The organism is Nocardia sp. NPDC127606 (assembly GCF_042671725.1).
Classification (GTDB): Bacteria; Actinomycetota; Actinomycetes; order Mycobacteriales; family Mycobacteriaceae; genus Nocardia.
Window position 1 is genome coordinate 1,490,487 of record NZ_JBHXWQ010000001.1, and the last position, 25,862, is coordinate 1,516,348.

General features: G+C 66.0%; 29 protein-coding genes. 9 read left to right on the forward strand and 20 right to left on the reverse strand.

Annotation, left to right across the window (positions count from 1 at the left end; all coding sequences use genetic code 11):
- Positions 1 to 4: 4 nt before the first annotated feature.
- From ACFVJ5_RS07035 to ACFVJ5_RS07050, 4 genes are all read right to left on the reverse strand, one after another.
- Complete coding sequence (locus ACFVJ5_RS07035; protein ID WP_379218957.1) at positions 5 to 1,741, reverse strand: GAF domain-containing protein; 1,737 nt, start codon at positions 1,739 to 1,741, stop codon at positions 5 to 7.
- 37 nt (positions 1,742 to 1,778) lie between these two features.
- The gene (locus ACFVJ5_RS07040; RefSeq protein ID WP_379218958.1) at positions 1,779 to 2,423 is read right to left on the reverse strand and encodes a response regulator; all 645 of its coding nucleotides are present in this window, start codon (positions 2,421 to 2,423) and stop codon (positions 1,779 to 1,781) included.
- Between the two features lie 95 nt (positions 2,424 to 2,518).
- Complete coding sequence (locus tag ACFVJ5_RS07045; protein WP_379218959.1) at positions 2,519 to 3,046, reverse strand: flavodoxin family protein; 528 nt, start codon at positions 3,044 to 3,046, stop codon at positions 2,519 to 2,521.
- 24 nt (positions 3,047 to 3,070) lie between these two features.
- Positions 3,071 to 3,487 (reverse strand): hypothetical protein, encoded by a 417-nt coding sequence (locus ACFVJ5_RS07050; protein WP_379218960.1) that lies wholly within the window; start codon positions 3,485 to 3,487, stop codon positions 3,071 to 3,073.
- A gap of 127 nt (positions 3,488 to 3,614) precedes the next feature.
- On the opposite strand from ACFVJ5_RS07050, the gene ACFVJ5_RS07055 reads away from it, so the two are divergent.
- Together ACFVJ5_RS07055 and ACFVJ5_RS07060 are read left to right on the forward strand one after the other, a co-directional pair.
- Entirely contained in the window at positions 3,615 to 5,321 is a 1,707-nt protein-coding gene (locus ACFVJ5_RS07055; protein WP_379218961.1) for a SulP family inorganic anion transporter, read from the forward strand.
- Between the two features lie 90 nt (positions 5,322 to 5,411).
- On the forward strand, positions 5,412 to 6,317 hold the full coding sequence (locus tag ACFVJ5_RS07060) for a universal stress protein (protein WP_379218962.1): 906 nt from the start codon (positions 5,412 to 5,414) through the stop codon (positions 6,315 to 6,317).
- Positions 6,318 to 6,389: 72 nt separating this feature from the next.
- Here the strand turns inward: ACFVJ5_RS07060 and ACFVJ5_RS07065 are convergent, their stop codons facing one another.
- From ACFVJ5_RS07065 to ACFVJ5_RS07085, 5 genes are all read right to left on the reverse strand, one after another.
- A complete protein-coding gene (locus ACFVJ5_RS07065; RefSeq protein ID WP_379218963.1) occupies positions 6,390 to 7,376 on the reverse strand; it encodes an Acg family FMN-binding oxidoreductase in 987 nt (328 codons plus the stop codon).
- A gap of 85 nt (positions 7,377 to 7,461) precedes the next feature.
- A complete protein-coding gene (locus ACFVJ5_RS07070) occupies positions 7,462 to 8,370 on the reverse strand; it encodes a universal stress protein (RefSeq protein ID WP_379218964.1) in 909 nt (302 codons plus the stop codon).
- A gap of 28 nt (positions 8,371 to 8,398) precedes the next feature.
- Complete coding sequence (locus ACFVJ5_RS07075; protein ID WP_379218965.1) at positions 8,399 to 9,907, reverse strand: AAA family ATPase; 1,509 nt, start codon at positions 9,905 to 9,907, stop codon at positions 8,399 to 8,401.
- Complete coding sequence (locus tag ACFVJ5_RS07080) at positions 9,904 to 10,647, reverse strand: SDR family oxidoreductase (protein WP_379218966.1); 744 nt, start codon at positions 10,645 to 10,647, stop codon at positions 9,904 to 9,906. The genes ACFVJ5_RS07075 and ACFVJ5_RS07080 overlap by 4 nt, the downstream gene beginning before the upstream one ends.
- Positions 10,640 to 11,029, reverse strand: coding sequence for a PEP/pyruvate-binding domain-containing protein (locus ACFVJ5_RS07085; protein ID WP_379218967.1), 390 nt, complete (start codon positions 11,027 to 11,029; stop codon positions 10,640 to 10,642). The genes ACFVJ5_RS07080 and ACFVJ5_RS07085 overlap by 8 nt, the downstream gene beginning before the upstream one ends.
- Before the next feature lie 474 nt (positions 11,030 to 11,503).
- Here ACFVJ5_RS07085 and ACFVJ5_RS07090 point away from each other — a divergent pair, with 474 nt between their 5' ends.
- Both ACFVJ5_RS07090 and ACFVJ5_RS07095 read left to right on the forward strand, forming a co-directional pair.
- Positions 11,504 to 11,905 (forward strand): DUF302 domain-containing protein, encoded by a 402-nt coding sequence (locus ACFVJ5_RS07090; RefSeq protein ID WP_379218968.1) that lies wholly within the window; start codon positions 11,504 to 11,506, stop codon positions 11,903 to 11,905.
- 116 nt (positions 11,906 to 12,021) lie between these two features.
- Positions 12,022 to 12,612, forward strand: a complete 591-nt coding sequence (locus ACFVJ5_RS07095) for a DUF2267 domain-containing protein (protein ID WP_379218969.1) — start codon at positions 12,022 to 12,024, stop codon at positions 12,610 to 12,612.
- Between the two features lie 80 nt (positions 12,613 to 12,692).
- Here ACFVJ5_RS07095 and ACFVJ5_RS07100 read toward each other — a convergent pair whose 3' ends face one another.
- The 3 genes from ACFVJ5_RS07100 to ACFVJ5_RS07110 form a co-directional block, all read right to left on the reverse strand.
- A complete protein-coding gene (locus ACFVJ5_RS07100) occupies positions 12,693 to 13,211 on the reverse strand; it encodes a nitroreductase/quinone reductase family protein (protein WP_379218970.1) in 519 nt (172 codons plus the stop codon).
- Positions 13,212 to 13,241: 30 nt separating this feature from the next.
- Positions 13,242 to 14,720, reverse strand: coding sequence for a carotenoid oxygenase family protein (locus ACFVJ5_RS07105; protein WP_379218971.1), 1,479 nt, complete (start codon positions 14,718 to 14,720; stop codon positions 13,242 to 13,244).
- 282 nt (positions 14,721 to 15,002) lie between these two features.
- Complete coding sequence (locus ACFVJ5_RS07110; RefSeq protein ID WP_379218972.1) at positions 15,003 to 15,371, reverse strand: hypothetical protein; 369 nt, start codon at positions 15,369 to 15,371, stop codon at positions 15,003 to 15,005.
- Positions 15,372 to 15,520: 149 nt separating this feature from the next.
- Between ACFVJ5_RS07110 and ACFVJ5_RS07115 the strand changes: the two genes are divergently transcribed.
- Positions 15,521 to 16,168 (forward strand): PadR family transcriptional regulator, encoded by a 648-nt coding sequence (locus ACFVJ5_RS07115; protein ID WP_379218973.1) that lies wholly within the window; start codon positions 15,521 to 15,523, stop codon positions 16,166 to 16,168.
- Between the two features lie 163 nt (positions 16,169 to 16,331).
- Here the strand turns inward: ACFVJ5_RS07115 and ACFVJ5_RS07120 are convergent, their stop codons facing one another.
- Entirely contained in the window at positions 16,332 to 16,577 is a 246-nt protein-coding gene (locus ACFVJ5_RS07120; RefSeq protein ID WP_379218974.1) for a hypothetical protein, read from the reverse strand.
- 207 nt (positions 16,578 to 16,784) lie between these two features.
- On the opposite strand from ACFVJ5_RS07120, the gene ACFVJ5_RS07125 reads away from it, so the two are divergent.
- Together ACFVJ5_RS07125 and ACFVJ5_RS07130 are read left to right on the forward strand one after the other, a co-directional pair.
- The gene (locus ACFVJ5_RS07125) at positions 16,785 to 17,783 is read left to right on the forward strand and encodes an Acg family FMN-binding oxidoreductase (protein ID WP_379218975.1); all 999 of its coding nucleotides are present in this window, start codon (positions 16,785 to 16,787) and stop codon (positions 17,781 to 17,783) included.
- Positions 17,761 to 18,771 (forward strand): Acg family FMN-binding oxidoreductase, encoded by a 1,011-nt coding sequence (locus tag ACFVJ5_RS07130; RefSeq protein ID WP_379218976.1) that lies wholly within the window; start codon positions 17,761 to 17,763, stop codon positions 18,769 to 18,771. The genes ACFVJ5_RS07125 and ACFVJ5_RS07130 overlap by 23 nt, the downstream gene beginning before the upstream one ends.
- 147 nt (positions 18,772 to 18,918) lie before the next feature.
- On the opposite strand, the gene ACFVJ5_RS07135 is transcribed toward ACFVJ5_RS07130, so the two are convergent.
- The 3 genes from ACFVJ5_RS07135 to ACFVJ5_RS07145 all read right to left on the reverse strand — a co-directional run bounded on the left by ACFVJ5_RS07135 (position 18,919) and on the right by ACFVJ5_RS07145 (position 21,501).
- Positions 18,919 to 19,506, reverse strand: coding sequence for a hypothetical protein (locus ACFVJ5_RS07135; RefSeq protein ID WP_379218977.1), 588 nt, complete (start codon positions 19,504 to 19,506; stop codon positions 18,919 to 18,921).
- Positions 19,507 to 19,877: 371 nt separating this feature from the next.
- Positions 19,878 to 20,132, reverse strand: a complete 255-nt coding sequence (locus ACFVJ5_RS07140; protein ID WP_379218978.1) for a hypothetical protein — start codon at positions 20,130 to 20,132, stop codon at positions 19,878 to 19,880.
- A 643-nt stretch (positions 20,133 to 20,775) separates the two neighbouring features.
- Positions 20,776 to 21,501: a serine protease gene (locus ACFVJ5_RS07145; protein ID WP_379219795.1), complete on the reverse strand. Its 726-nt coding sequence runs from the start codon at positions 21,499 to 21,501 to the stop codon at positions 20,776 to 20,778.
- On the opposite strand from ACFVJ5_RS07145, the gene ACFVJ5_RS07150 reads away from it, so the two are divergent.
- Positions 21,382 to 21,702, forward strand: a complete 321-nt coding sequence (locus tag ACFVJ5_RS07150) for a DUF732 domain-containing protein (protein ID WP_379218979.1) — start codon at positions 21,382 to 21,384, stop codon at positions 21,700 to 21,702. The genes ACFVJ5_RS07145 and ACFVJ5_RS07150 overlap by 120 nt on opposite strands.
- A gap of 365 nt (positions 21,703 to 22,067) precedes the next feature.
- Here the strand turns inward: ACFVJ5_RS07150 and ACFVJ5_RS07155 are convergent, their stop codons facing one another.
- The 3 genes from ACFVJ5_RS07155 to ACFVJ5_RS07165 form a co-directional block, all read right to left on the reverse strand.
- Positions 22,068 to 22,610, reverse strand: coding sequence for a TetR/AcrR family transcriptional regulator (locus ACFVJ5_RS07155; protein ID WP_379218980.1), 543 nt, complete (start codon positions 22,608 to 22,610; stop codon positions 22,068 to 22,070).
- A gap of 10 nt (positions 22,611 to 22,620) precedes the next feature.
- Positions 22,621 to 23,127, reverse strand: coding sequence for a hypothetical protein (locus ACFVJ5_RS07160; protein WP_379218981.1), 507 nt, complete (start codon positions 23,125 to 23,127; stop codon positions 22,621 to 22,623).
- A 185-nt stretch (positions 23,128 to 23,312) separates the two neighbouring features.
- Positions 23,313 to 24,368 (reverse strand): alpha/beta hydrolase family protein, encoded by a 1,056-nt coding sequence (locus tag ACFVJ5_RS07165; RefSeq protein WP_379218982.1) that lies wholly within the window; start codon positions 24,366 to 24,368, stop codon positions 23,313 to 23,315.
- Positions 24,369 to 24,441: 73 nt separating this feature from the next.
- Between ACFVJ5_RS07165 and ACFVJ5_RS07170 the strand changes: the two genes are divergently transcribed.
- Complete coding sequence (locus ACFVJ5_RS07170; RefSeq protein WP_379218983.1) at positions 24,442 to 25,371, forward strand: PaaX family transcriptional regulator C-terminal domain-containing protein; 930 nt, start codon at positions 24,442 to 24,444, stop codon at positions 25,369 to 25,371.
- Here the strand turns inward: ACFVJ5_RS07170 and ACFVJ5_RS07175 are convergent.
- The gene (locus tag ACFVJ5_RS07175) at positions 25,298 to 25,828 is read right to left on the reverse strand and encodes a hypothetical protein (RefSeq protein WP_379218984.1); all 531 of its coding nucleotides are present in this window, start codon (positions 25,826 to 25,828) and stop codon (positions 25,298 to 25,300) included. The two genes, ACFVJ5_RS07170 and ACFVJ5_RS07175, sit on opposite strands and share 74 nt — an antisense overlap.
- Between the last annotated feature and the right edge of the window lie 34 nt (positions 25,829 to 25,862).

The window sequence follows — 25,862 nt, forward strand, 5'->3', positions numbered from 1 at the left end:
CAACTCAGTCCAGCGGTGCTGTCCATCGCATTGTGGTGCCACCTTGGGGCCTGGGTGCGATGGTGAAGGTGCCGCCCATCTGCGCGGCGCGGGCCGCGAGGTTGGCCAGGCCGCTGCGGCGGGCGGTCTCGGGGTCGATGCCGGTCCCGTCGTCGGTGACCTCGATCGACACCTCGTCGCGCACCACGAGTTCCACCCCGACGGTACTGGCCTTCGCGTGCCGCACCACGTTGCTGACCGCCTCGCGCAGGACGGCTTCGACATGATCGGACAGTGGTGGTTCGAGCACGGTGACCGGCCCGGCCAGCCGGACGGTGGTGCGCAGGCCGGTGTCGTCGGTCATGTCGGTGATGATGTCGTGCAGGCGTTTGCGATAGGTCGAGGAGTCGGTGGCGGTGTTGCTCTGCAGATCGAAGATCGAGAAGCGAATGTCTTGGACGATCGCTTGAATATCGTCGATGGTTTCGTCGAGGCGCCCGCGCACTTCGGTGGATCTGGCCCGCTGCATCGTGCCCTGCAACGACAGCCCGACCGCGAACAGGCGTTGGATGACGTGATCGTGCAGGCCCCGGGCGATGCGGTCGCGGTCGGCGTAGACGTCGAGTTCACGCATCCGACGCTGGGTGTCGGCCAGTTGCAGCGCGACTGCTGCCTGGTCGGCGTAGGTGGTCATCAGTGCCTGGTCCGCTGCGCTGAGCTGGGGTGCACCGGCGGAGAACACCGATGTCAACACGCCGGTGACCGACCCGTTCGCGCGCAAGGGCAAGGTGAGAACCGGCCCGAAATCGACGATCGAGTCGAAGATCGTGGTCTGTGTGGGGGAGGCTGCGGCGACTACCTGACCGGACCGGAAGGCCTGCGCCGAGTGTGAATCCTCGAGCGGGATGTGGCGGCCGATCAGGCTGTCGGCGTCGACACCGGCCGCGGCGACCACCACCAATTCGGTGATCTCGTCAGGGGGGACATCCGGGTCTTCGGGCAGCGCAAGGAACGTGCAGGCGGAGTTGGTCAAGGAGCGTCCGCGTTCGGCGACGAGGCCGAGGACGTCTTTGGACGGGCTGCCTGCCAGCAGCTCGGTGGCCACGTCGCGGATGGCTTCGAGCCATTGCTGGCGCACCCGTGATTGTTCGTAGAGGCGGGCGTTCTCGATCGCGATGCCGGCGGCCGCGGCGAGCGCTTGGACGACCACTTCGTCGTCTTCGGTGAATTCCAGACCGCCCGATTTTTCGGTCAGATACAGGTTGCCGAACACCTCGTCGCGCACCTTGACCGGCACGCCGAGAAACGTTCGCATCGGCGGGTGGTTCGCGGGAAAGCCCACCGAGGATGGGTGGTCGGAAAGATTGGACAGCCGAATGGGTTTCGGGTCGGCGATCAGTACCCCGAGGACCCCGTGTCCGCGGGGCAGATCCCCTATGAGCACCCGGGTGCGGTCGTCGATTCCCTCGTAGACGAACTCGGCGAGCTGATTGCTGGTCTTGTCGGTTTCGCGGACGCCGAGCGCGCCGTAGCCGGCGTCGACAAGTTCGATCGCGGTGTGCACGATGGTGCGCAGGGTGTTGTCCAGATCCAGGCCCGCGGTGACCACGAGCATGGCTTCCATGAGCCGGTCCATCCGGTCACGCACGTCCACGATCTGGGTGATCCGGTCCTGTACCTCGGCGAGCAGTTCACGTAACCGCAGCTGGGACAGGGTCTCGGTCACCGGCGCCCGACCATTCGCGCCAGACGTGTTGTCCATAGGGCGCATTCTTCCATGCTGCCGTGGAGGCGGTTTGTTACCTGCGTTGTTCCCGATTCAGGTCGGCTGCCATGACCGCGGCCTGGGTCCGGCGCTCGACACCCAGTTTGGTCAGCAACCTCGACACATAGTTCTTGACGGTCTTCTCGGCCAGGAACATGCGCGCGGCGATCTGCCGGTTGGTCAGGCCCTCGCCCAGCAGCGAGAGCAGCGTGCGTTCCTGTTCGGTCAGTGCCGCCAGTGGGCCGGTTTTCTCCTCGGCTTCCGAGCGCAGCTTGGCCATCAGGGCGGCAGCTGCCCGATTGTCGAGCAACGATTTGCCCTCGCCGACCTCGCGCACGGCGTTGATCAGTTCCAGGCTCCTGATGTCTTTGACGACATAGCCGCTCGCGCCCGCGAGGATGGCATCGAGCATGGCCTGCTCGTCGGTGAACGAGGTCAGGATCAAACAGCGCAATTCGGGTTCGGCCGAGAGCAGCTCACGGCACAGTTCGATGCCGTTGCCATCGGGCAACCGGACATCGAGTACCACCACATCGGGGCGCAATGCCGGGATCCGTGCCAGGGCCTGCGAGCACGACCCTGCCTCGCCGATCACCTCGAGGTCGGGTTCGAGCTCGATCAGGTCGCCGACTCCGCGCCGGACGATCTCGTGGTCGTCGACCAGGAACACCTTGATCATCGGTGACTCTCTCTCGCGTCGGTTGGGCCGTTGCACCCCATCTTGCGCCGACGCGGCGACCGATGGAACATTTCGTGTCTCGAGCGGCGCCACGATCACTGCGCGGTCTTCGGTAGGTCGGGGTGTGTCGTGGCCAGTTGTGTCGCCCAGGCGGTTGCCCGGTCGCGTTCTCCCGGTGCGAGCGGGCCGGTCATGGCGGTGACATGGAAGTCGGCGGGTGCGGCAGCGAGCTGATAGCCCAGCGCGCGTAGGCGTTTTCCAATGCCTTTCGCGGCGGAACCCGGCAGCCACGGCGGACGGGCGACCTTGGTGCCGAAGGCGGCGGCTCGCCGTGGTGTGGGGATCGGCAGGGCGGCGTCGAGCCACTCGCGGATCCCGATCTCGGTTTCGATCGAGGTTTGTGTCCGGTGTGCGGCGTCCTGGCGGGTCGCGAGACGGCTGAGGCCGAACGCGTGCGTCGGCCCACCGACGATCAACAGGTCCACCTGCGGCGGGGGCCGATTCACCGCATCGGCGATCGGGCACAGCTCCACCTCGCAGGACGGGCGAAGACCGTCGGCGATGGCCTCGGCCACCACGGCGGTATTGCCGAACATGGACTCGTAGACGATCAGTGCGCGCATGATGTTCCCTTCAGCAGGTGGTCTTCAGTGGTGCGATGGGGTGCGGTGGGTGAGCGGCGGAGCGCCGAGCGCGGCGACCGTGACAGCTGAGACAACACACACCGGCTGCAGCCAGCTGAATTCCCGCAATATCAACAGCTGCAACAGAATCCAGCCGATCAGCGCGCAGGCCGCGACCATCGATGTCTGTGATGGGTGCGTGTCATCATTGGTGGTGGTGAGGGCGACGACCGTCATCGGCAGACCGACCACGAGGGCCAGCATGACCCCGGCCAGGATCGGGCTCTGCCACGGCAGGCGGCTCTCGGCTTCTGGACCTAGTGACAGGGTTCCGGTGATGAGGGCGAGTGACCCCGCGAACGCCCAGATCGCCACGATGCCGGTGATCAGGCACAGCACCGATCGGCGGGGGTCCAATCGCCGCAGGTAGGTGGTCATCATGGGTAAAGCCTCGCCCGTTCGCACCGGTCACCGGCAGGGCCGAAGGTCCCGTGGGCCAGGGACTCGCGTCCCGATCCGGTGACGTTGGGCCGTCCCCGAAGCGGTTTCGGCGCACAATGCTGGAACAGTGTTGACGCGTGTACTGCCGGGTCTACGGCAACTCCAGGGCTATCGACGGGCGTGGCTGCGCTCGGACGTGATGGCGGGCGTGACCGTAGCCGCGTATCTCATCCCGCAAGTGATGGCCTATGCGACAGTCGCCGGACTGCCGCCGGTGGTCGGACTGTGGGCCGCGCTCGCACCGCTGGCGGTGTACGCGCTGCTGGCGACCTCGCGACAGCTCTCGGTCGGACCCGAGTCGACCACCGCCCTGATGACCGCGGTCACGCTGGCGCCGTTGGCCGCGGGTGACCCGCAGCGATACGCCGCGCTCGCCGCGATCCTGGCGCTGTTGGTCGGGTTGTGGTGCCTGCTGGGAGCGCTGATGCGGCTCGGGGTGCTCGCAGACCTTCTGTCGCATCCGGTGCTGGTCGGGTATCTGGCCGGAACCGCCGGTCTGATGATCGTGAGCCAGTTGGGCAAGGTCACGGGCGTGCCGGTCGAGGGAACGACCGTGATCGCGCAATTGCGCTCGTTCGTGGCCGACATCGATCAGTGGCATCCAGGGACCGCTGTACTGGCGGGTTCGGTGCTGATCGGACTGCTGGCCATGGCGAAATGGGTGCCGCGCGCGCCGGGCCCGTTGATCGCGGTGCTGGTCGCGACAGCGGTGGTCGCAATGCTGTCCTCGCAACGGCTCGGACTCGCGGTCGTCGGTGAGGTTCCCGCGGGTCTGCCCACACCGGCGTTTCCTGACTTCGGGATGGCCGAGGTGGCGGCGCTGCTACTGCCCGCCATCGGTATCGCGGTGGTCGGATTCTCCGACAACGCACTGACCGGCCGTGCGTTCGCGGCCCGCCACGGCACCCACGTACAGGCCAATACCGAGCTCGCGGCCCTGGGTGCGACGAATGTGGCCACCGCGCTGACACACGGATTCCCGGTGAGCTGCAGCGGCAGCCGCACCAGCATCGCCGACCTGCTCGGCGCACGCACCCAGCTCTACGCACTGGTCACACTCGCCTCGGTGCTCGTCGTGCTGTTCGGCGCACGTGGTGTGCTGGCCGAATTTCCCTCCGCCGCGCTGGGGGCGTTGGTTGTCTACGCGGCGTTGCGGCTGATCGACGTGGCAGAGTTTCGCCGCATCGCCCGCTTCCGGCGTAGCGAGTTGGTGCTCGCGCTGACAACGGTGTTCGGTGTCTTGGTGCTCGGAGTGCTCTACGGCGTCCTCATCGCGATCGCACTGTCGGTGTTCGACCTGCTGCGCCGCATCGCCCGCGCCCACGACGCGGTCCTGGGCTTCGTCCCGGGGCTCGCCGGCATGCACGACGTAGACGACTACCCTGCCGCGCAACCTGTCGCGGGACTGGTGGTCTACCGCTACGACGCGCCACTGTGTTTCGCCAACGCCGAGGACTTCCGCAAGCGGGCGCTCGCCGCGGTCGACTGGTGGACCGAGCGCAGCGGTGAACCGGTGCGCTGGTTCGTGCTCAGCGCCGAGGCCAACGTCGAGGTAGATCTCACCGCGCTCGACGCGGTGGAGCAGCTGCGTGCGGAGCTGGTCTCGCGCGGGGTGGTCTTCGCGATGGCCCGGGTGAAAGAGGATCTGCGCGATGACCTGGATGCGAGCGGGCTGACCGAACGTATCGGCGTCGACCGGTTGTTCCCCACGTTGGCGACCGCGGTGGCGGCGTTTCGATCCGATCCGGGGCCGATCGGCCCCGTTCGGCAATGACCTTGTCCCCTGACGTCGTGCGGCGGAGCGGACGATCCTCGAATCCGAGAGCGCGGTCGGCCCACGGTCGCGCCGACGAGAGGAGCGATGATGAGCGACAAGAAGCAGGGGATCACCGCGCACGGTCCGCGGTCGGTGCTCGCCGCGGTCGACGGGTCGGCCAACTCCTACCAGGCCGCCGCGTGGGCGGCGGCCGAAGCCGCCCTGCACCACCTGCCGCTGCACATTCTCACCTCGGGTGCCATCCAGACCGGGTTCGGTCCCGGCATGTCCCTGGGCGAGGCCGACCTCGAATGGTTGCGGGTCGACGCCGAGCGGGTCGTCGCCGAAGCCGAGCGGGTCGCCCGCGCCGCTGTACCCGACGAGGATCTCGCGATCACCACCGAGGTGAGTTTCGAGTTGGCCGCGCCGCTGTTGATCGAGCGGTCGAGATCGGCGCAGATGCTGGTTGTCGGTAGTCGCGGGCTGGGTGCGTTTCAGCGCGGACTGCTCGGTTCGGTCAGCCGGGCGGCCGCGCAGCACGCGCATTGCCCGGTGGCGGTGATCCACGGTATCGCCGCGATCGACCCGGTCTCGGCGGCCCAGCCGGTCCTGGTCGGGGTCGACTGCAGCCCCAACAGTGTGCCTGCGATCGCGCTCGCTTTCGACGAGGCGTCGCGCCGCAAGGTGGAGCTGGTCGCGGTGCACGCATTCAGCGACGCCAGTGCACTGGATCTGCCCGCGTTCGGCTGGGAAATGGGCAGACAATCGGCCGAGGCCGATCTCGCCGAGGCCCTGGCCGGCTATGTGGAGCAGTATCCGGATGTACCGGTGCGCCGGATCGTGGTCGCCAATCGCCCGGTCCGCACGCTGCTCGACGAATCGGCGTCGGCGCAGATGCTGGTGGTCGGCAGCCACGGCAGAGGCGGATTCTCCAGCATGCTGCTCGGTTCGACGAGCAACGCGCTGCTGCACTCGGTGGAGATCCCGACGATCGTGGTTCGCACCGAGCGGTGACTCCGCAGAACACGAGGACCGCCACCGGAATCCGGTGGCCGTCCTTGCATGTGTCGTGTCGGAGCAGCAGGATCATTGCACGGTGAGAATGTCGACCAGCGGCCGACGGGGAGTGGGCGGCGGTTGCTGGTCGTCGGGTGCGGTGCCGATGCGGATCACGACCTGCGGGATGCCGGGGTGGGCGATCAGGCTGCTCAGCAGCCGCCTTCCCGCGCTGAGTTCGGTGATGTGGGTCAGTGCGCAGCTCGACATCCCCGACGCCGTGCATTCGAGCAGGACCGCCGAGAGCGCCTCCCCGGTGTGCAGCCACGTCGAGGGCGTCTCGTCGGTCGAGGTGAGCACGACCAGGCGGGCGTGGTCGTGCAGGTCGCCGCGTCTGGCCGAGGGGCCCGGTGTCGGGAACTTCCGGGCGACACCCACCCGCGAGCGTTCGGACTCCGAGACCAACGCCGAGGGCGGCACACCCTCCGGAGTACCGGGGTGACCAGCCCACCACCGGAGTTCGCCCTGATAGTCCATGTCGTAGTGGCGCAGGGCATCGGACTGCTCGGAGGCGACCGAGAGCCGGGCGCGGGCGTCCTCGTCAAGGACATCGAGGGTGACCTCGTGCGGGGAGACGAGGTCATCGAGTGCCAGCCGGACCGACCCCCACCCGACGGGCTCGGCCAACGGTAGCCGGTCGGTGTAGCGGCGGGAGATCGCCTCGGCGCGTCGGAAGACTCCCATCGGCGGGTTCGGCCAGGGCTGGAACTCTAGGGTGGCCAGTAGATCCGGGCGGGGCGGGTCGGGTAGCCGCACGGTGTCGGTGCGCCAGCCGTGGGAGGCGAACGCGGTCCGCACGTGGTGTAGTGCCGCACCACAGCTGATCACCGCCTGGCGTGCGCGCGGATCGGCGGCGGTGAGCTGACGATCGGTGTCACGCAACAGGTGTAGCCGGGTGCCGTCGAAGACCCACCGCCACGGTTGGGTGTTGTGGACCGACGGCGCCCGGCACCCGAGGCCGATTGCCGCTCGGATCGTGGGAGGGTCAGGGACTTCGGGGACTCGTTGTTCACTCATACCAGCAAGTTTCGTCCTTGCCAGGTGTTTGCCGAGACGGTCTTTGCGCCCGTTCAGGGGGGACCAAGTGCCTTCATTGCAGCGGTCAGTCGTGGTGCACGACCATGACGGGGCACCCGGCGTGCTGCACCAACCAATTGCTGGTCGAACCGAGCAGCAAACCACGGAACCCGCCACGGCCTCGGCTGCCGACGACCACGAGCTGAGCAGTTCGCGACCATTGCGCCAACCGTTCGCGCGGACCGTAGATCTCGACCTCACGGCGCACGATGACATCGGGGAATTGCTCTGCCCATCCAGCGAGCCTTTCGGCCAGCAGCGCCGCTTCGGCGGTCTCGAAGTCGGCTACCGGCAGCGATAGATAGCTGGATCCACCGAATTCGCCCTTGGACAGATCACTCCAGCCGTGTACGGCGACCAGTTCGGCTCCACGCAGCGAAGCTTCAGCGAACGCGGCGGCGATGGCGGGTTCGCTGACGTTGCTGCCGTCGACGCCGACGACGACCGGCCCGGTCCGGCGGTCCGGATCGGGGCCACGCACGATGACGACCGCGCCCTGCGCATGGGAAGTCACGGCGAGCAACGTCGAGCCCAGGTGGGCGATCGAGCCGGCCCAGGAGGAAACTCCGAGTACGACCAGATGTGCGTGCGCTGATGCCGCGATGAGCGTTCGGGCCGGATTGCCGTCGGCGAGCTCGGTGGTCACGGTGATTCCTGGCGCGGTGGCGCGCGCCTGATCGCGGGCGTCGGCCAGGACTTGTTCGGCAGCGAGGCGGATGTCTTGCATCGTGGCGTAGATGAACGCGTCGTAGGCGCTGCGAGGGGTTCTGTCGGTCAGCGGTTCGGTGCTGTGCACGATGTGCAGCACGCGTTCGCGGGCGGCGGCGGTGCGGGCGGCCCAGCGCACGGCAGCCTGGGATCCGTCCGATCCGTCGGTCCCCACGACCACCGCCGCCGAAGATATCAGGTGCGGGTTTTCGCTGTGTTGGGTCATGGTCGGCCTTTCTGGGCTGGTGCGCTGATCACGCGGTGTATTCGATCGGTTCGGTCACCGAATCGGTGGTGGCGTGCCAGGCGCGAGAGGCCGCCGTCGCGGAGTCGGCGAGTGCGCCCGTGGTGTCGATGATGACGGCCTCGGGCCAGGCGGGGGTGGTAGCGGCCATCGTGTCGGCGATATCGGTGGTGGCGTCGGATTCGTGGATGCGGCGTTGCCGGATCCGGCGGTGCGAGATTTCGGTGGGGCACACACAGTGCAGGGCAACGAGATCGGCGGCGGTGTCGGCCGCCAGCGCCGCGGCGCGCCGACGTTGCTCGGGATCTGTCCAGCTCGCGTCCAGGATCACCGAGACACCGGCGCCCAGAAGTACTTCGGCACGCCACAGCAGTTCGTCGTAGACCCGGGCTCGGTTGGCGTCGCAGTATCGTCCTGCCCCGAACTGTCCGACAGGCCCGCCCACCGTCCCGACCTGAGCCAGTTCCTTGCGGACATGGTCGCTCGAGACCACCACCGCCCCGGTCCGGGCCGAGAGTTCGGTGGCGATAGTCGATTTGCCGGTTCCGGGTAGCCCTCCGACCAGGGTCAGGCGTACCGTGCCACGTTCGAGACGGTCTGCGGCCAGGCAAAGATGTGCGCGCAGGCGCTGTGCGGCGGTGGGGTCGCCTTGTCCGGCGCGGATCAGGTCAACTTTTGCTCGCACCGTCGCCCGGTAGGCGATGTAGTGATCGCGTAGTGATGTCGGTGCGGGATCAGCGGATTCGCGAAGGTAGTCGTCGATGAACCGGTCGGCGAGCTCGGCTTGGCCGAGGAACTCGAAGTCCATGGCGAGGAAGGCGATATCGTCTAATCGGTCGACGTAGCGCAATGCGTCGTCGAAGTCGAGGCAGTCCAGCACCCGGAATCCATCGGGGAGCTCGAAGATGTCCTCGGCGAGAAGGTCGCCGTGCCCGTCGACGATGCGACCTTGCGCGATCCGGCTGTCCAGCAGTGGGGTTCGGCCGTCGAGGTATCGCATCGCCTGCCGATCGATGCGCGCGAGTACCGCCGGATCGACGAGATCGTCGGGCCCGTCGTGTAACGGGTCGAGCAGGCTCCGCCAGCGGGCGCGTAACGCGGTGTCGGTACCCGCTCGGTCGATCTCGGGCCCGCGGTGTGCCCCGTCGTGGAAGCCGACCAGGAGCCGAACGAGTGTTCCCAATGTCGCCGGGGTCTGGTTCGGCGAGGTGAGCAGTATCGACAATCGCCGATTCTCCGGCATCCGGGCCATGATCAGGACCGGCTCGACAGGCCCACCTTCGGGGCTGCTGAGATGGGCGACCCCGAGGTAGACATCGGGGGCGAGTCGTCGATTCAGTTCGAGCTCGCGCGCGCATGCGCGTTCACGTAGCTGCGGTGTGCTGAAGTCGAGGAAGTCGGTGCGCAGCGACTTCTTCACCTTGTAGGCGCGCTCGCCGTAGAGAAAGACCACGCCACTGTGTGTTTCGTGCACCTGAGCCGATGCTGGGGGCACGGGGATGCCGGGTGCGTTGTTCATGAGGGCATCACGAGTGAGGCGCCGGCCGTCGCGCCGCCGTCGAGGACGAATTCCGAGCCGGTCGAGAAGGTGGCCTCGCTGATGACGAAACCGATCATCGCCGCGACTTCCTCGGGCTCGCCGAAGCGTGGAAGGGGCTGTCCCGCCGCGACACTCGGATCCATGCCCGCGGTCATCGGCGTGCGGATCGGTCCCGGATGCACCGAGCAGACCCGCACGTTCGCATTGCCGAGCTCGAGCGCGGCCGCCTTGGTCAACCCGCGCAAACCCCACTTGCTGGCGACGTAGCCCGCGATGCCGGAGTATCCGATCAGTCCCGCCGTCGAGGAAACGTTCACGATGACCCCGTCGCCGGCGGCGCGCAGCCGCGGTGCGGCTAGGTACATGCCGAGCCAGGCGCCGACGAGGTTCACATCGAGGACGTGGCGGAACTGCGCCGGTGATTCGGACTCGACTCCACCGAAATCGACGATGCCTGCGTTGTTCACCAGCACCGCCAGTGGTCCGAACGTCGCTTCGGCGTCGTCGAGCACTCGCCGCCACTCGTCCTCGTCGGTGACATCGAGACGGCGGAACACCGCTTGGGGTCCGAGGTCGGCCGCGATGGTGGTGCCGTCTCGTTCGAGGATGTCCGCGACGACAACCCCGGCGCCGGACTTGACGAGGGTGCGCGCGACGGCCGCGCCGATACCGCGCGCACCGCCGGTGACAACAACGCTGCGTCCATGCAGATCAAACATGATGGTCGAACCTTTCCTGGAGGGTGCGCCGAAACGGAGCCAAAGCGTGGTCGAGCAGAATTCGCCGTTCGGCCGCGGCGACGACCCGGCGGATCACCTCGTCGAGCTCAGTGGATTCCGCGAGCGCGGTCATCTTCTCGCAGAGCTCGCCGAGCGCAGCGGCATCGGTGCTGGCTGCAATGGCCTGGGTGTGCAACCGATCCAGTTCCGCGCCTGCCGGGGAGTCGGTCAGTGCGTGCTCGTAGCAGGCGGCCAGCAGTACGAAGCCTGGTGGCACCGCCAGCCCAGCGGCCACCAGTTCGCCGAGATCGGCGCCTTTGCCACCTGCCCGGTCGGCGTCCTCGAGGCGCAACTCGCTGAACTCGGTGACGAGTTCACCCATCTTGCTGTCCTCGATTCGGTCTCGGCATCAATGGCACTTCTCAGCCTCGTCGGCACCGGTATCGGTCGATATGGCCGAAAGTCCCGGTTCAGTGCTGGCATTGGTCCCGATCAGCTCTCCGCATCGCGGGTCTGTGGACTTTTCCCCGTTCAGCGTGAGTGTGGTGAGCGGGTTTCGAACGTGGCGTGGTCCTCGCGGGTGGGGTCGTCGAGCCGCCGCGCTGAGGTCTTTCGGATCTGTCTGGCGTGTGCGTCGAGCACCGACGATGAAGACATGAACAGCACGGCTCCCGAGTGGACGACAATGAGGTTGTTCACCCAGCGCGTATAGCCACAATTACGTGACGATGTGGCTCGGGCATTGCTTTCGGAGACCAGGGAAGTCGACCGGCCCGGTGCCTGCGCCGACGACCACGCAACCAGGTGCACTGCGAACTCGCAGGCGCTCCCTCGCCTCAACGACAAGGAGTCCATGATGGATCTCGCTCTCTCGACCATCCTGCACACGAGCTTCGACGACGCGATCGAGCGCACCCGCCAGGCACTCGCGGCGCAAGGTTTCGGCATTCTCACCGATATCGACATGCGTGCGACGATGAAAGCCAAATTGGGGCAGGAGATGGAGGACTACCGAATCCTGGGTGCCTGCAATCCGGCCTTGGCCCACCGCGCGGTCGACATCGACCGCCAGATCGGACTGCTGCTGCCCTGCAACGTGGTCGTGCGCCGCGATCCCACCGCCGCCGACATCGTCATCGTCGAGGCCATGAACCCCGAACTGATGGCCGACCTCACCGGCGAGCCCGCCCTCGACCCGGTCGTCGCAGAGGCGACCACTCGCCTGCGCGCGGCGATCGAGGTCCTCACCGCGGCATGAACGGCGGTGTGCCCTGGTAGCGACCAACGGCACCCCTGGCAGGGCCTGTGGTCTCTGGTCGCGGTCATCAGATCCTGGTCGAATCGAGACACCCGACGCGACCACCAGGAGAAATCATGTCGACCAACCATGATCCACTGGCACCGGCAATCCACACCGCGCACGTGTGGCTGCGCGCTGTCGCCGACAGCCTCGACACCGACGACCACCGTTTCGCTCTTCGAGCACTGCGTGCGTGGTTGCACACCGTGCGCGATCGGATCGGGGTCAACAGCTCCGCGCACCTGGCAGCGCAACTACCAGAACTGCTGCGCGGCATCTACTACGAGAACTGGATACCCAGCCATGTCCCCGTGCGGCACGGTCTGCGCGAGCTCCTCGCGCAATTCGCCGCCGAAGCCGGAATCGACCCCGCCGAAGTCCCTGCCGTCGTGGCTCCGGTGACCTTCGCCCTCGAGGAGTTGTTCTCGCCCGGACTGCTCGGTCGAACCTTCGCCGCCATGCCGATCGATCTGTACCGCCTCTTCTACGGAGCATCCCGCGACATCGCCGACAAGCTACACCTGCCCGAGGATGTCGGCGCCGACGAACAACCGACACACGACCGCGTCACCAGCATCGAAGCGCAGATCACCGCGCTGACCGAGGCGGTCCTCACGCTCACCCGAGGCCTGCAACACCTACCCACCGACGGAACCGACGACTGAGGTTCCGATTCATATAGCTGACAGCTATATGAATCGGAACCTCGGTTTGGGAAGGACCGCGTTGTCGAACGAGCACGCGTTTAGCGAGCGGCGGTGTCGTGTGTCAATGCGAACATGCGTAATGGTCGGGATGTTCGCTGACGGTAGGCGCCGTAGTTGCTGGCCATAGCGATGAAGCGTCCGTAAAGGGGGGCGTATTCGGGCTCTGTGATGGGGGTGGCGATCACGGGGATGGTTTCGCCGCCGAGGGTAGCGGTGGCGCGGGGGTCGGCGAGGAGGTTGGCTGTCCATGCCGGGTGGTGTTGTTGTCCGAAGTTGGAGCCGACAATGATGAGTCTGTGTCCTTCGTGTAGGCACAACAGTGGACTTGACCGCGGGAGACCGGATTTCCGTCCGGTAGTGGTCAGAAGGACGGTCGGCAGGGCGAGCGGGCCGAGGATGGTGAACCGGCCGCTGCTGCGTCGCATTACGGCACGGTCGAGTGGAGTGAGTTTCCGGACTGCGAGTGCGCCGACCCGGGTCGATGCCAAGGCGATTCCGGGGCGGAATAGCCACGGGCGGTGTGTACCCCAACGGTTCTCGGGGAATGTGCGGTTCATGAAATGGTCCCGTCTCTGCGCGGTCGGTGTTCAGAGGCCGGTGGGAACCCAGTTGCCGTGGAAGCCATGCGGAACGCGTTGGGGTAGGTGCACTTGGCCGACCGTTTCGAGGGTTCCGGCGTCGAGGAAGGTCAGGTCGGTGCGATCGTCGGCGCGGTCGTAGACGTAGCCCATCAGCACTCCGTCATCTTCGGCGGCGTCGGCGGAGGCGGGTTCGAAGACGAACTCTGCGGCTTCCTTTCCCGGACCAAGGTCACGGGCGATGGTGTTGCCGGTGTGCAGGTCGTGTTTGAGGATGACGCCGGTCGGGCCTTCGGATTCTTCGCTGAGCATCGGGGCGTAGGCGTATCGGTGGGGGCGTCCGACGACACGCTCGTCGACGCGGGGAAATTCCTGGAGGCGATCATCGATCTGCGATTCGTGGACGGTACCCGTGAGGAGGTTCAGTACCCATCGATGCATGGCGGGATCACCCTCGATAGGGTCGCGCCGATTTTGGTCGAAGACCCGGCGGTGCCGCACGCCGTCGAGGACGATGGTGTCGCCATCCTCGTAGGCGTTGGCCTGATGGAAGATGTAGCAGGGTTCGATATCGAACCAGCGGATCGCGGTGGCTGGTGCCTCGCGGGGAAGGACGCCGATGCGGGCGGGGTAGTCGTTGTCCCAGCTGTAGGGAAAGCCCTTGTTCCCGGGCGCGAGGTTGCCGATCGCGATGGTGATGGGGTCGGGGAGATGGACCCGGCCGATCAAGGCATTGAGCACGAGTTCTGCGGGCTTGCGGAGCCGGCGCGGCATGGACAAAGAGGCGGCCGCAGCCTGGTCGAAGGTGACGGGGAAGTCGAAGACCAGGACGTAGTTGCTGGTGAGGGCGAAGCCGTGCATCATCGGGCTGCCATTGACCTCGATGTCGATGTTGCGGCGGGCACGTCCGTCGCGGCCTATTACCGAGTACTGGACGGTGTTGCCGCGGCCGAAGGAGTACGAGATGGCGTGCAGCTCGCCGGATTCGGGGTCGCGCAGGGGGTGGGCGGTGTATCCGCCGTGGAGAGTGCCGTCGAAGCTGCAGGTTCCGACTGTGTCGAGCTCGTCGGTCATCTCGAAGCTCGCCACGCCGCCTTCGACGAGGGCAAGAGTCTTGCCGGCGTGGCCGATCACGTTGGTGTTGGCGCCGATGGCTCGGAAGCCATCGCGGAATCGGTTGCGAGGTGTGCGCTCCCCGAGTGCGTGGGCGACGGTCGTGCTTCGTACGTAGCGGTTGCGGTACCAGTGTGCCTGGCCGTCGCGTAGACGCACGCCGTGCACCATGCCGTCGCCGGCGAACCATGCGTAGGTTTCTGGGTCGACCTCTGCGACGGGGTTGGGGCCGTTGCGTAGGTATCGGCCGTCGAGGTAGGCCGGGATGGTGCCTGTGGCTTTCAGGTGGACGTCGGTGATCTCGTTCGCTACCGGGCGAAGGTTGTCTTCGAGGAACGGGTTGCCTTCAGGGAAGTGCAGTGGATTCGTGGTCATTGTTTGCTGCCTTTGCGTGGTTGTGAGGGGGTTGATCAGGATGTGGCTGGCACTGTGGCTGCGCGCCGGGTGGTGGGCGCGGGGCGGGACTTTGTTGAGGTCATGACATCGAGGAAGGATGGTCGGTCCAACAGGTAGCGGTGCGGCGGACTACGGCGCTGGTCGCTATGGCGTCGGTGGTGGATATGAAGGGTGATACGGCGAGCCACCCTGCTCTGACCGCGATTGGGGATGAGGGCCATTGCGAACGTGTGGAGCCGCTACAGCGTGGCCAGGCGCAGGTCACCGCGGCTCGTGGCACGTGCCGCAGCAGCGGCGTAGGTCAAGCATCATTGCTGCCACTCTGGACATGACCAGCAGCGTCGGCACCCCATAGGGCTCGGTGATCACCGGGGCTGACACTGCGATCAACACGATCGTCACCAGCAGACCCAGGGTCACCATCACGGTCGTTTCGTGGGATGAAGGCGCCCAGAGCTGCGCGTGATCGGCCGCGCGGTAATCAGCCACCGAACCGGGACCGAAGGCGAAGTCCCGCGACACCAGGGCGCCGATCAGGCTCTCCCGCGGCCGCGGCGACCCCGGCTCGAAGTAATGCCACCCGTACTCGAACGCGAGCGGGGCATACACGAGAGCGGTCAGTGCGACCATGCCCCACAGCGCTAGGCGTACCCGACGAGCGAGCACAATGATCCACCTCCGCATTAGTCATAAACCAGACTATTACGGAACAAGAGTATGTCTTTGGTGTCGTAAGCACAAGACTCGCGATACCCTCGGTATGCGGATTAGGAGGATTAATGACACTTCGTCACGCGGTACTGGTCGCACTACTCGGAACCGAGGCGGCGGGATACCAGCTGGTCAAAGCCTTCGACGTCTCGGTGGCCAACTTCTGGGCCTCATCACCGCAGCAGATCTACGCCGAGTTACCGAAACTGGAGGCACGCGGCCTCATCGCCGGCCGCGAGGTCGTGCAGACGAACCGCCCCAACAAGCGGGTCTACACCCTCACGAAGGCCGGGCGCGACGAAATCTCCAACTTCATCGCCACAGCCTCGAAGCCGAGCATCATCCGCGACGACCTCGTGGTCAAAGTGTTCACCACCGGCGACGACGCGCGCGATGACGCACAGATCGCCAGCGAACTCGACCAACGCGCCACCGAATGCCAAGCCCGCGCAGACCTGTTCACACAGATCCTCCGCTCAATGCTCGGCGATCGCACCGAGTTGGAGTACCTACAGAACGAACAACGTATCGGCCCGTACCTCACATGCCGACGCGGCCAACTCTTCGAACAAGACAATGCTCGGTATAGCCGCTGGACAGCAGAAGCCATCCGCGCCCGCCTTCGCGGCCAGACGATCCCAGGGATACCACTGTCAGACCCTCGATCCTCCATCAGCGAGGCGACCCCACTACCGAACGTGACCAGCCACGGCTAGCCGCTGGCGCCGCCGCATGCCCTTCTCGATGATCAGGACGCAGCCAACGACGCTCGAACTGGGCACTACCAGCGTGAACGCCGAACGGAAGCCGCACCACGCTGCCTCGTCTGTATCGGATCAACTGCAGCAACGAAGCCATAGTCAGCGGGTTCCCCGGTGACTATGCCCAGTGACGCTCAAATTCACGGACATAGCCACCATGACGCATCCCCGCCTGATGTACTCGGGTAGCTCGGAGTCGGTTCGCTTGAGTCCTGGTCACGACACCGCCGAAGCGCTGCTTCCACGCCGCCGCGTGCACGGACGCGGTGTCGGTGACGATCCCGTCCATGTCGAAGATCACCGCGCCGAATCCACTGGCGGTCCGGCACACCGGTAGCGGCATATTCTCCAGCTGCATCACCATCGTCGGTGCCCACGAGGCCCGAGCGCAGCGAATCGTTGGCCGTGCACCCCCGATCCTGCTCGCCCGGGCCCATACCCGGGAAGTGCTCCATGGTAGAGGCGACAGTGACCCGAAGTCCTTCCGAACGGGGACGTCGTGCCCTTACCTGCGCCCCTGCGCTACTGCGATCGTGAGGAGTACGGATCGATTCGACGAAGGACGGACATCATGGACCGCGGAATGCCCGACGACAACACCGTGAAGGCAGCGCTGGAGCTGGCCGGGCGCGCCCCTTCCGTGCACAATGTGCAGCCCTGGCGCTGGCGCGTCGCTGACCACAGCATTCACCTCTACCTCGACACACGGCGCGCCCTGCCCGCGACCGATCCCGATAACCGCGACATCGTGATCAGTTGCGGTGCGGCGCTGGGCCACCTGTCGGTGGCTCTCACCGCGATGGGATGGGCGCCGGTGATCCGCCGGATCCCCGACCCCGCCGAACCCGATCACCTGGCGTCCCTGACCCTGATACCGCACCGGCCCACCTCCCTCGACATCGAGCTGAGCAAGGCCATCACCGTGCGACGCACCGATCGGCGTCACTACACATCGTGGCCGGTACCGCCCGGGTACCTCAGTCTGTTCACCGAGCGGGCAGCGGCGCTGGGTGCGGTGGTGCGCCGGGTCGACGACCGGGAGCCAGTGATAGTTGCCGCCCAGCAGGCGAACAGAATTCACGCTGCCGACGAGTCCTACCGGTTCGAACTCGCGATGTGGTCGGGCCGACACGGGAGCGCCGACGGCGTTCCCGCTCGCAACGTACCGCCCGGCGGGCCGGCCGATGACTTCCCGCCCCGAGCGTTCGCCGCCGCCGAATTCACCGATCCGGCACGCGGACCCGATCACGCAGAGTTGCTGGTGATCGGTACCAGCGCAGACGATCGGCTGTCGCGCTTGCGCGCCGGTGAGGCGATCAGCAGTGTCTTGTTGACCGCGACCGGGATCGGGCTCGCTACTTGCCTGCTCACAGAACCGCTCGAGGTCGCTGCCGAGCGCGCGGGGATCCGTAACGACCTGCTGTCCGACACCGCCTATCCGCAAGCGTTCCTGCGTGTCGGATGGGCGCCGACCAGCGCCGATTTCCCTCCGCACACGCCCCGGCGACGGGTCGATGACCTATTGATCTGCGATGACGAGGTATCCGATGACCAGAAATTCCAGCCCTGACATCGACACTGTCCGCACCGTTTTCGGCCACGCCGCACGCGCGCCGTCGCTACACAACAGCCAACCGTGGCGATGGCGTTGGGATGGAACCACCGCGGCGCTCTACCTCGACGCCGAGCGGTTGCTGCCGGCGACAGACATGTTCAACCGCGAAGGTGTCCTCGGAGCCGGGGTGATGCTCAATCACGCCGAAGTCGCGTGGGGTGCCGCGGGGTGGCAGACCCGTGTGTCCTCGTTCCCCGATCCCACCGTCCGCGGCCACCTCGCCTCGCTCCAACCCGTGTGCCCGCATGTCCCCACCGAACCGGAACGACTACTCGGCCAAGCGATCGAACAGCGCTATAGCGACCGAATGCCGATGGACGAGCCATCGGGTTGGCAGGCAACTCGCCAGATTCTGGAGTTCCTCGCCAGCCGATCCGGCACGACCACGACGTTTCTCGACCCGACCGCGTTGGGCGCACTGCACCAGATCTCGGCAATGACCACCGGATTCCGTCGCTACGACCCCAAATACCAAGCGGAGCTGAGCTGGTGGACCGCGGGACCTGATGCGGGCCGAGCAGGCGTGCCAGCCTCTGTTCTACCGACGACCCCGGACCGATCTCACATACCGCTGGGGCGCGAGTTTCCTTCCGGGACAGCGGGTCCGGCAGGCGAGGGTGACGATGAGGCGATGGTTGTGGTGCTGTCCACCCCCGGAGATTCGGCGACGGACCTACTCGACTGCGGACGTGCGCTCTCGGCTGTTCTGCTCGAGTGCACGGTGCAAGGTCTGTCGACCTGTACCGTCTCCCATATCGTGGAGATTCCGTCGGCCCGTGCCAGGGTGGCCGAGCTCGTCGGACAGCGTTTCCCGCAGGTACTGGTGCGGATCGGCAGTGCGCGTGCAGAACCGCCGCCGCGCACTCCTCGCCGAGGACTCGACAGCTTTCTCGAGATCGGCATCGCCGACGACACCATCGGCACAACACAGCAAGATCGATGACACGTTCGCGACGGCAGAGAACGCGACGACCCCCGAGCGCATATCGGCATAGGGCTGGAGTGAGAAGTCGCGTTTCGCGCGTCTGTCCCGGCCCGACAGCATCCGGGCGCATTGCGGGGTTGGCCATGACCGGCGGCAGCTCCGACTTCAGCAGTCGGGTTCTTTGGTAGCCGGCAGGTATCTGGTCCAGTCGATCCGGGCAAGCAGGACGACTCCGGTGAGCAAAGCGATCTGAATCGCGATCCCGAAAGGTGAGGTGAGCGAAGAGGTCAATGTTGCACCGAGACTCCGCTCGGCCAGCCCTGCCACGCCCATATAGAACGAGAAGCTGACCAATCGTCCCGAGATGTGCGCGGCAGTCACCGGCAGCAGTGAAAGACCCATGAGCCCGGCCGCTTCGAACATCTGCGCCGACGGCAGGGGAGACACCAGAAATAGCCCGAGCACGGCGAATCTGCGACCTCGGCGACTGGTGAGGTAGTTACTGGCTGCCGCCAGATTAGCCCTGCGTTGCGCACTGAGACGGTCCCCTACCCGGTGGGTTGCAGCGGCGAGCACATAGCGACCCGCGCCGGAACTGAAAGCGCCGACGACCACGAGAGCGACTGGGTTCAGGTGCCAGTTCAGTGTGAAGAACACCAGCACCAGCGCGTTGGGTGGGCCGAATGCCGGCATCAGGTTCACCACGAACACGACGGCGGCCACGATAAGGAACTGCCACAGGCTCGTGCTCACGGCACGACAGCATCGCTGGGCGCGGCAACGGATGTGAGAAATCTCGGCGACGGTGAGCTGATCGCGGGTGGTACAGCGGAGTCGGCTTCGATGCCATGACCTACTCGGTGTTGCCGGGTCCAGGGTAGAAAGCAGGAGAGATCATACGATGTCAACTGCCACAGCCCCTTCGGCGACCAGAAGGTGCTGCTCGTATCCTCTGTCGTCGAACCTGATTCGCTGCGCGCGCAGCGATGGATTCCTGGGCGAAGCCCATGCGGTTGTCGGCGGGTGTCTGTGATCCACGGCGATTGCGGTTTCGCGTCGAACGGGGATTGGTTTCGGGCGACTGCAGGCGGAGCAGCTGTGTGCTTCGCCTGCAGCTCTCGGGGTCAACGGCGCCGGGCGAGTCTGCGCAGCCTTTCGTGTTCGACGACGAACACCGTGATGCTGGCGATGAAGCACACAGCGGTAGCTCCCGCGCCGAGTGCGGTCCAGCCACCGTAGCCGTAGCCCGCTGCGGTGAGTGTCGATGCGAGGCCGACCACTCCTGCCATGAAAAGCAAGATGCCGGGGATGTTGTACGGGTCGGCGAGGCTGTCGCCGGGCTTGCTGTGAAACGTCTCGCTGACAGTGCTGTCGCTCACGGTGATTCCTCCTCGGATCGAGTGGACCGCGTCCGGTGATGTCTCGGCGGTCCGTCGAATCACTGTCGCTCACCGCGTTTCCCGCTGTGAGAGGCGTTGGTCCCGGGTGGATCCGACAAAGGTCATCTGCGGGGCATTTGGTACTCCCGATGGTGGCGCTCGGCCCCTTCCTCGGCAGGCCCGCTCGGGACATGGTGACAGGGGCGAGAGAAACCGCGCCCCGCGGTCAGAAAGAAGGAAGGAGGCGGCGATGCACTGGTATGACCACGACGTCAGTGGTTGGGGGGTATGCGTGGATGGGTTTCGGAATGGTCCTGTTCTGGGGGCTGTCGATCACAGGATTCGCACTCGCACTGCGGTACCTGTTCCGAACCGACAGCGCCCGAGTCCTGCGTCCTGCCCCCCGCCTGGCGCCGAACATGTATTGGCAGAGCGTTTCGCGCACGGTGGGATCGATGCCCAGGAGTACGCGGATCGGCTGGCTGTCCTGCGGACCACCGCACCACAGTGATCCGACAGGTCGGCGGCGGCCACGCAACGACAGTCCGGCCTCGGTGCTCAGCTCAGCGGTGGTGATCGGAGGCAGGCATGAGACAGGGGGATCGAAACACTCGATCAGCCACTCGTCGACGGGCGCTCGCTATCACGACCAGTCCTCGAGCGTTGTCAGGTGCGCAACTCCGAGGTCGGCCAGTGCGCCGACAACCGTGTTCGCGGGGATGCCGCGGAAGAAGCGAGCTTCTTCGCCTCGGGCCTTGTCGAACGCGTCGTGGGCAACGATTCCGATCACTCGGCCGTCGCCGGCGACGATAGGCCCGCCGCTGTTGCCCGGACGTGTCACCGCGGAGTACAGGAAGCAACTCTCCCGAAAGGTTGTTTTCGCCGAGGGGTTGACCACCTCGCCTCTTTGGACGGTCAGGTAGGCATCGTTCAATGTCGGCACCGGTGGATAGCCGAAGACGAAGGTTTCATCAGCCCAAGCCGGGTCGCGAAAAGCTATCCCGTCCAGGGTCGGTAGCCCAGTGTTTCCGGCGTCTTTGTTCAACTCGATCACCGCCACGTCGACAGCGTCATGGGCATGAACATCCTTGATCGACAAGCGGTTCGCGCATCCGGGGCTGCGCGGCACGGGAGGGCTTTCGCGGGAGCTGACCACGTACTGGTCGAGCTGCATGTCTTGGGTCACGTGAGCGTTTGTCAGCACATGCCAGGGATCCAAGGTGAGTCCGGTCCCGCTGCGGACATCGCCGTGAGCGAGGCCGCTATTCCCTGGCGCGGCGGCGACACCGGGGACGCCGACACCCAGTTGAACGATGAGCGCTTCGGCAAGGCGGTCACGGAGCGGAACCTTGACATCGACCCGGCCCAGGCGCGGCTGCAGGCCCAGAATTCGTGTGCCGACCTGGGCGCATCCACTGACAATCCCGCAAATCTCGACCCGTTCGAGCTAGCCAGGATAGTGCAGAAAGTCGAGGTCAAGACCAATCTGAGTCAGGAAGATGCGGGGTCGTTGATCGCGTTGAGCATCGAGGTGTACTGCCCCGAGTTCAAGGCGTCATTCGGCAAGTAAGGGCTCGGTCCACAACTTCGGAACCTTCTGTGCCCAGACACCAGAATTCTGGCATATCGAGTCCCTCCGAACGCGCAAGAAGCGGGACGGCTTCCTCGACTCCGCTCTCCCCTCGGCTCAAGAGTGCCCCTGAGCCTCGCCTGATCGAGGTTCTGGCGTTTCAAATCCAGCTCTGCAGCCAGACAACGCACCGGACCCGAAGGCGGCAGGCCCGTACTTCTCGCGCGATTGCCGTTTGGGCTGGTCGTGGGTTTCTGACGGTAAGCGGGCTGGCACATCGGTTCAGATGTGTGAGGATCGTGCATCGGTGCCGGTCGCTCAAAACAGTATGCTGGCCCGGTGTCGATCACATCGGTTGATCGAACTCACGCGTGCCAGATCGCGCGGAGCACCGTGGCCACATCCTTCGGGGTGACACTGCCTGCAGCGGCGAGTTCGGTGGCGTCGGCCGCGGCGAGGATCGCGCCGGTCGCGGCGCGGGCCAGGGCTCGGTTCGCGGTAGTGACCAGGCCTAGGTCCAGCGCGTTCTCGAAGAAGCCGTTGATCCAGCTCTGCAGTGCAGGGACTGCGTCTTCGAGGACTCGGCGCAACTCCGGTGCCTCCGACAGCAGGAACTGGAGTCGTTGGGATCCGGCGTGAAACGCCGCCCAGAACGAGTCCACGTCCGGGAGAGGCTCCCATGGGCCGAGGGCCTCAGCGACACGATCAGCTGCCGCGGCGCGAACTGCGACGAGCAGGTCCTCACGTCCGTCGAAATAGTTGTAGATGCCCGAGCGTGACAACCCGGCTTCGCCGGCGACATCGATGATCGACATGTCGGCGCCGTGATCGGCGACATTGCGGGTGGCAATCGCGAGGATGCGGGCCCGCTCCAGGGGTGCGAGGCGATGGAATCGGGGAAGCGGCACGACTGCAAGCCTATGCGGGAGCCGCGGCTCTGAGCCGGCGCCCGATAAGGACGGTATAGACCCAGTGGTCAGCCCAGGCCAGCAGGGCGAGCACGCCAGCGGCGACGCCGACCGTCCCGGGTAGCAGCGAGGCGATTTGCAACCCGCACCATGTCCACCCCAGCGCGACCCACGTGGTCACCACCGACGCCCTGGTCTGACCGGCCCGGCGCAGGCTGGTACCCAGGTCGGCGACGATGGCGAAGTCCTCCACGAAGTTGAACGGCACCGCGAACATCAACCAGACCGAGCGAGGCGAGCGCGCACGGAATTGCGGGGCGACACGCTGGGAGAGCCGCTGCAGGCTCCGGCAGTAGAGCGCGACGAGACCGAAGAAGACCACGAATGCAAGCAAGGAGCCGAGCGGACCGAGTGCCGTCACCTCACCGAGCATCCCCGCACCCCACTGCGGAGCCCACAACGGTTGTGTCAGCAAGACCACGACAGGGATGGTCAGCAGGACTGTCGAATGACGCATTGCATCACTGTAGACTATATGTGTAGACATCGTGTCTACACTGGATGTCTATGAGAATCCTCTCGGACTGGCTGCCACGGCGTCGAGCCGATCCGACCTGCGCAACCCCAGAGCCAAGGCATCGGTGCCATCGACGGTGACGGTGAACATTTCGGCGATGCCGGCCGTGTAGGGCAAGGCGGCGGTCATGGTGAGTCGGATTGGCCGACGAAATGGGCCTGGTTGTCGAGGAAGCCGTCGGCGAACAGTCGCCGCGGCGCGGCGATCGCGACGAGATAGGACCTGACCGTGCTGTCCTCGATGCTCTTGCGTACCAGCGAGTGCCGCGCATCGCGGTAGTGCTGGACCTGCAATTGCCCGGGCCCGGTCAACACGGCCCGGTATGTGCGTTCGGTATCGGCGATGTCGACGTTGAGGTCGTGGTCGGCCAGGATGAGCAGAACCGGAATCCGCACCTGGGCCAGATCGGCGGTGGCGTCGGCGGTGTAGTTGGTATGGATGAACCGCCAGCGCCGCGCTGTCATGCCGGTGATCCCGGCAGCCTCGACTTCGGCGAAGGTGGCGTTGCGTGCGAGCAGGGCCAAGGTGGTTTCGCGGCGGGCAAGGGCTGCTTCGACCTGCGCCGGGTCGGCGTTTTGTTCGGTCAACTCCGCGAGGGTGTTGTATCGGCCTTGCTGGAGCCAGTTGATCGCGGGGGAGACCGCAATCATGAACTGCAGCCCTGGATCCTGTGCGGCGACCTTGGGCAGCACCCATCCGGCTTGGCTTGCACCCCACACGCCGATGCGGGAGGCATCGATGTCGGGTCGGGCGCGCGCCCAACGGATGGCGGCGTGGGTTTCGGCGGCGCGGTCATCCATGCTCTGATCGAGCCAGTCTCCCGGGGCGCCGTTGATTCCGGGCTTGTCCCAGGACAGCGAGGCGTATCCGGCTGCGGCGAAGGATTCCCACATCGGCCGGTAGAACGTTTCACCGGTGGCGTCCTTGGGTCCGTCGCCGTGGACGAACACGACCAGGCCGAAGGGGCCGTTGCCGTGTTCGGGCAGGGCCAGGACCCCGTGGAGCGGGTGCGTCGCACCGGCGATGGTGACCCGTTCTTCGCGCAGGTCGTAGGTGTTCTGGTAGACGATCCAGCCGCCGACGGTGGCAGTGATGAGGGCGAGAACCGCCAGTATCGCGACAAGGGTTCGGGCCCTGCGGCGGCGAGGTCGGAGAGGGGGAGGCGGGGTCGGCGACGGCATAACTACACCGTAACATTCAAAGTTGAAACTATCGTTTGTGAAGTGAACGGTATGTGAGGGATATGGTGGATGCATGGCTGAAGAGCACGTGAACGACGCGGTCGAGATACCGACCAGATTGCTCGTGGAGAGCATGATCCGCGAGGACGCGACCATCGACGCCGGTGAGCTGTACACGGTGGCTGCCGCGCTGGGGATGTCGGATCAGCAAGTGCGCCTCCATATCCGGCGCCTGGTCACCGACGGGCAGATCACCCAAGAGGGGCGAGGTCGACGGGCGCTGTTGCGTGTGGGCGGGCAGATGTTGGGTTCGATCGAGCCCAACATCGAGTTCGTCGGCTTGATGTACGACCAGGATCGCGGTGCCGCCCCGTGGGACGGAATCTGGCATCTGGTCGCCTTCGCTGTTCCCGAGACCCGGCGACAGGCCCGAGATGCCGTGCGCGACGGCATCGTTGGCCTGGGCGGCGCAGCGATTCAAGGTGGGCTCTACGTGTCGCCGAACTCGTGGGAACCCTACGTCGAGGACTTGGCCGACCGGCTCGACATCGGCGGGCACCTGACTCGGCTCACCACCACGGATCTGCGTGTCGGCGAGCTGGACTCGCCCCGGCAAATCGCCGCGCATCTATGGCCGCTGGACAAGATCGCCGCGGGCCATGAGCGATTGCTGGCGGTGACGCAGGCGCGCCTGGACCGGCTGGCCGGCCCGCGGGAGCTGTCGCGGTCGCAGATACTCACCATGCTCGTCGAACTAGCCGCCGAGTTCACCCGGGCGAGCGAGCCCGACCCGCTGCTGCCACCGGAGTTGCTCCCGCAGCCGTGGCCGGGTACCCGAGCCCGGTCTGCGCTGGCAGCCTGCTGGGCGCAATTGATGCCCTTGCGGTCGATGCCCGACTGGCCTCGCATGTTCTACCACTACGCCGATGTCATCGAGCGGGTGACCGCCGGCGCCGAGGGCATCGAAACCGCAGGCGGGCAGGCGATCCGCACTGCTGGGTGATCAACGCGACGAGGGCCAGCGCCGTCGTCGTTATCCCGAGCATGAACCAGAACCGCACCCACGTCGGGGGAATCGGCAGCAGCACAACCGTCACGCCGATGATCAGCAGGGCGCCACGGCGAACCCGCTGTTCATCTCGGCACTGCTCGTCCAGTCGCGTTGTCATCGCGCGCTGTGATCCTCTCAATCCCGCCGCGATCATCGCGCGCCAGCAGGCGAGCCTGAGCACCGGCGCCGCCGCCAACAGGGCCAGCCCGAACAGCTGCACCCACTCGGGTACCGCGGTCGCGGCGGGAGTGGTGAAAGGCAATGTCAGGCAGCCATAGGCGATAGCGCCCCACGCCTCCCTCGTCACCAGCGTCTGCGCCGGGCGCTGCTGGGCGGCGCTCGGGCGGTCGCCGGATGGCTGGGCCGCGCAGCGGGCTGTCCTGTCGTTCCTCGCGGAATCCGAACTCATTTCGATCATGCTAGTGTCGATCGTAGACGAAACG